The sequence below is a fragment of the Dokdonella immobilis genome, from assembly GCF_900115085.1.
Taxonomy (GTDB): Bacteria; Pseudomonadota; Gammaproteobacteria; order Xanthomonadales; family Rhodanobacteraceae; genus Dokdonella; species Dokdonella immobilis.
The window spans coordinates 1-4,041 of record NZ_FOVF01000061.1 but is presented as its reverse complement, the minus strand read 5'-3'; the positions used below and the strand labels follow the sequence as shown (position 1 = coordinate 4,041).

Genomic DNA, 4,041 nt, shown 5'->3' with positions numbered 1-4,041 from the left:
GGTATCGCGCCATTGCCGCTTCACCTCATTTTCCGCTTTGTTGCGGACAGGACGAATGATAGGCTGCGGGGAGGTTTTTCTACAGCCTCGTTAGGCCTCAATCCATGAAACCAGTCGACGTCGAACTGCACGATGCGTTGCTCGAGTCCGCATCGGTCGACTACGCGAAGAAGTCAGTGTCGCTGGCGGTCGCGTACTATCCAGAGGCCGTTTCGTCGTCTAAGCGCGTGCGAGCAAACATCATCTTCTCGGGCGTGGAGAGGATGAGCGGAATCACCGATTTCTTGGAGCTTGCGAATAACCGCTTTGCGGGAAACATCAGCCACTGGCATCCCGCTGTCGGTGTTGGAACTACGTACATCTATCTCACTGGCGGTTTGTTCGCGGTCACGGCAAAGTCCGTGAAGTTCCGCGTTGAGGCCTAACTATGTGTTCAAGCAGACCGCCGAGGAAGTTGCTCGTATCATCCACACACCGTCGTGCGGCGGCGGCTTAACACGGCGTTAGGTTTCGCATGGGGGTGCCCTTGGCCATTCAATTTCGCTTGCTACTACTTGCCTGCTTGGCATTCCCGCACATCGTATCTGCGGGATGGATTCAGCGCTCGGGTGAGCCGCTGGGCGACACCGCGTATCGAAAATCAGACGGCCAGCTCATCTCGTGGCTCGTATTCGTGGCAAATGATCGCAAGCTTACTGAGACCTGGCACATCCCAGGTGAATCCGTGAACATTGACGAAATTGAGTCGGTAGACATCAACTCTCCGATTAGTGCGTTTGTGGTATTTGGCGGCTGCAAAGCGGATGATTCTGGCATCTGCAATGTGCAGATGCGCTATCAGGTTCTGGCACCTGATGGCAGCAGCTACGCTCAGACTCCGACGATGGAAGTCTGGGTCAACAAACCACAACCACCGAACCGAAGTCTTCAATTGAGCGTTGACTATCTCAAAATCGGGTCTTCGTGAAGTCGTGTGGGTAGTTTCACGCGTTTTCACAGCTCCGGCAGCATGCAAGTGAGGACTTTCAAGCGCAGGTATTCTTCGTCCCGGAGTCCATAGGCGCGGCGCTGGATGACACGGATCTTGTTGTTGAGGCCTTCGACAAAGCCGAGCGAGACTTTGTTTTCTGGCTTGCAGTAGGCGGCGATGCCGTCCCAGTGACGGTCGATCAGGTCGGCGAACTGCTCGAACGGTTTGAGCCGCTGCCATTTGAGCGCGTCGCGCCAACGTTCGAAGAAGCGTCGTGCCCATGCTTCGCTCGTGTAGTTCCAGAGTTGGCCGAACGATTCTTTGAGCAGGTAGGCGGTGTTGAGCCGCTTGTTGGCAGCCAGCAGGGTCTTCAGCGCCCGCCGACCTTCGGTGGTGAGGTTTTCCCGGTGCGATAGCAAGGTGTACTTCTGACCCTTGATGAAGCGCCTGTCTTTGCCCGACAGGCGTGCGTACTCGGACTTGCGTACCTTGTCCAAGGCCGCTCCGAGGTGGCGCATGATGTGAAACTTGTCGAACAGGATCGCGGCCTGCGGCGCGTGGGTGCGCGCGGCGTTGCGGAAGGGCTTCCACATGTCCATCACCGCCAGCCGAATGCGCCGGGATTTGTGCGGCCCCAACGCCGCGTAGAACTGCGCCATGCTGGCTTCGGAACGATCCGCCCCGCCAAACCAGATCGGTCGTCGCCGAATCAGGTCGCTGACCACGATGCGGTAGGTGTGGCCCTTGCGGATCGAAATCTCGTCGATGCCGATGGCTGCCGGTCCCGGCATCCCAGCACGCCGCATTTGCTCGGCCATGTACTGCTTCTCCAACGACTTCACCGTATGCCAGTCGAGCCCAAACTCCTTGGCCACATCACGGATCGACGATTGCCGGCAGCGACGACCAATGTGCCAGGCGAAACGCTTCGTGTAGAACGGATTGTCGGCCAGGAAGTCGAGCGATTCCGACTTCACCTTGCCGCAGCCCCGACACTGGACACGACGCACTTCGAATTCCAGGAACACCCTTGTATCGCCACACGACAAATCGCGTACGCGCCGCGTCTTGCGGTCGTACCAGCCAATTTGCGACCGGCCACAGCCGCCGCAGATCGTTTTTTTGCGCGCCGATGAAGGTTGACGATCCGCGACTTCGGATCACCGAACACGCCCTTGACAGCGGAATGCGGACGGAAGCCGGGGAAGGCATAGGTGTCCAGGAGGCGCCTGGTTCGCGACGGGGTTCTGGCCATCGCCAAAGCGTGCCAGAATCCGAGCTGCAGTCGAAGTGACTCAAAGCCCGCAACGGCGCGGGCTAGAGGCGGCTCAAACCGCCGAAATCACCCACACGCTTCCACGAAGAGCCTCAAAATCGTAGTGGAGCCACATGAGCAGGATGGGGCGTATACGGTTCAAGTCCACATCAAGGATGTGAATGCGGGGAAAAGCCTTTTACTTGAACGCGCATTTCACGCTCGCAAGGCGAACAAAACCTAACTTTTCAATCGAGCCGACGTGCTATCGCACGCGGCTCATTTCCGGCGTTAGGCGTCATGAAGCCCATCGATGACGATTGGTTCGAACGAGAGCGCTTTCATCGCGCGGCTGCTGACGGCGATATGCTGGAGGTGGAGCGGCTGGTTCGGAGTGGTGCCGAAGTCGGCGCCTTCGACGACTTGAGCCGGACACCTCTCCATCATGCGGCAGAGCAGGAGCACTACAAAGTTGCACTCTGGCTGCTTGAGCACGGGGCAAACGTCAACGCGTACGACGAGAAGATGATCGGCGAAACAGCCCTCTGCCTTGCCGCGCAGAAGGACTACCCGGAGATGGTCGAGCTTCTCCTGAAGCACGGCGCAGATCCAGACATCAACGGGTGGGTCGGACTCACCGCGCGAATCTGAGCTCAACGCCGAACGGACGACGAAGGTCGAAAGATCGCGTCACTGATCGAGAAGTACCGCCCGCCCAAGCCAAATCCTGGAGCGCGGCGATGACGCCTAACCCTTCGCTCGAGTGGACTGCCACCGGCAAGGCACTTGGCCCGCGCGCCGGCCAGTGTCATCATCCGTCGCGCGGGCCAAGCGCCTTCCCGGCGTCAGCCCCTCAGCTCAAACGTTAGACCTGCACACCAATGATCACCGCCGACCGTATTCAACAGCTATACGACAAATACTTGGAGTTGATCCGGTTGGAGATCGTTGAGTTCGGTGTCAAACCGACTGAGGTTCGCCACCTGATCGGTCGTCTCGGCGAGTTCCATTGCGCGCTCCAAGTTGGCGGCACGCTTGCCCACCTCGCCAACCAGCACGGCTTTGATGTCATCTGCCGCAATGGCCGGCGGATCAGCGTTAAAACTACCGCCCAGGCCACCGGCTTTGTTCCAATTGGCAAGGCCACAATCGACAAAGTCGATGACCTAATGATCATCCAGTATCGTGATGGTGCGCTTTCAACCGTCTATTTCGGCCCCATTGGTCCAGCTGCGGCGGCTGCACGCTACTATGATCACGTTGGCAAGTATGAGCTAGACATTTCAAAGGCCCGCCGGCTAGCGCCCATTGCCACGCCGGTGCAGGTCTAACCCCTCATTCAAGCCGACGTCGCTCCGCGACGCGGCTTAATTCAAACGTTGAAGCTGTAGAAAAACCCCCTTTTCGATGAACAAAATCCGCCGCGTTTGCGGATTTTGTTTTTTGGGATCTCCCATCGGTTCGGCACGATTCGTCGACCTGGTCATGCGTTGATCAATGACGGCGCGTTTTTCAGCTTTGATACGTCCGCTCGCGAAGCGTTTTCGAGGGCGCAAGTCCGCTTACGCGGCGATCTTGCCGTAGACCTGCAGTTTCGCCACGTTGTGGACGATGCAGAAGAGCTTCCATTGCGTGTCGACCTTGGATTTCCCGCGCAGCGTGAATCGACGCAGGCCGCGTTGCTGGGTGTGGCCGAACACCGGCTCGACCAGACCCATGCGCTGGGCGTAGATCGCGCGGCCTTTGGCGCTGTCGATCTTCTCGCGCATGGCGCGGCAATACGGATTGGGCCGCTGGCTTTCAACGCTGCCGTGGA

The 4,041-nt window shown here is 58.5% G+C and carries 5 protein-coding genes and 1 pseudogene; 4 read left to right on the top strand and 2 right to left on the bottom strand.

The window, feature by feature from the left end; genetic code table 11:
• Positions 1-104 precede the first annotated feature (104 nt).
• Positions 105-425, top strand: a complete 321-nt coding sequence (locus tag BM125_RS19465) for a hypothetical protein (protein WP_092411105.1) — start codon at positions 105-107, stop codon at positions 423-425.
• Between the two features lie 101 nt (positions 426-526).
• Entirely contained in the window at positions 527-967 is a 441-nt protein-coding gene (locus BM125_RS19460; protein ID WP_139225132.1) for a hypothetical protein, read from the top strand.
• Positions 968-993: 26 nt separating this feature from the next.
• Here BM125_RS19460 and BM125_RS19455 read toward each other — a convergent pair.
• Positions 994-2,088, bottom strand: a pseudogene (locus BM125_RS19455) (ISL3 family transposase); the annotation flags it as partial.
• A gap of 437 nt (positions 2,089-2,525) precedes the next feature.
• On the opposite strand from BM125_RS19455, the gene BM125_RS19450 reads away from it, so the two are divergent.
• On the top strand, positions 2,526-2,876 hold the full coding sequence (locus tag BM125_RS19450) for an ankyrin repeat domain-containing protein (RefSeq protein WP_092411099.1): 351 nt from the start codon (positions 2,526-2,528) through the stop codon (positions 2,874-2,876).
• 230 nt (positions 2,877-3,106) lie between these two features.
• Complete coding sequence (locus BM125_RS19445) at positions 3,107-3,556, top strand: DUF6998 domain-containing protein (RefSeq protein ID WP_092411097.1); 450 nt, start codon at positions 3,107-3,109, stop codon at positions 3,554-3,556.
• Positions 3,557-3,787: 231 nt separating this feature from the next.
• Here the strand turns inward: BM125_RS19445 and BM125_RS19440 are convergent.
• Positions 3,788-4,041, bottom strand: a 254-nt coding sequence (locus BM125_RS19440) for a transposase (protein WP_175498212.1), incomplete at its 5' end; no start/stop codon positions are given.

Coding starts and splice junctions, on each gene's coding strand:
- BM125_RS19445 (WP_092411097.1), top strand. CDS start 3,107: ATGATCACCGCCGACCGTATTCAACAGCTATACGACAAATACTTGGAG.
- BM125_RS19450 (WP_092411099.1), top strand. CDS start 2,526: ATGAAGCCCATCGATGACGATTGGTTCGAACGAGAGCGCTTTCATCGC.
- BM125_RS19465 (WP_092411105.1), top strand. CDS start 105: ATGAAACCAGTCGACGTCGAACTGCACGATGCGTTGCTCGAGTCCGCA.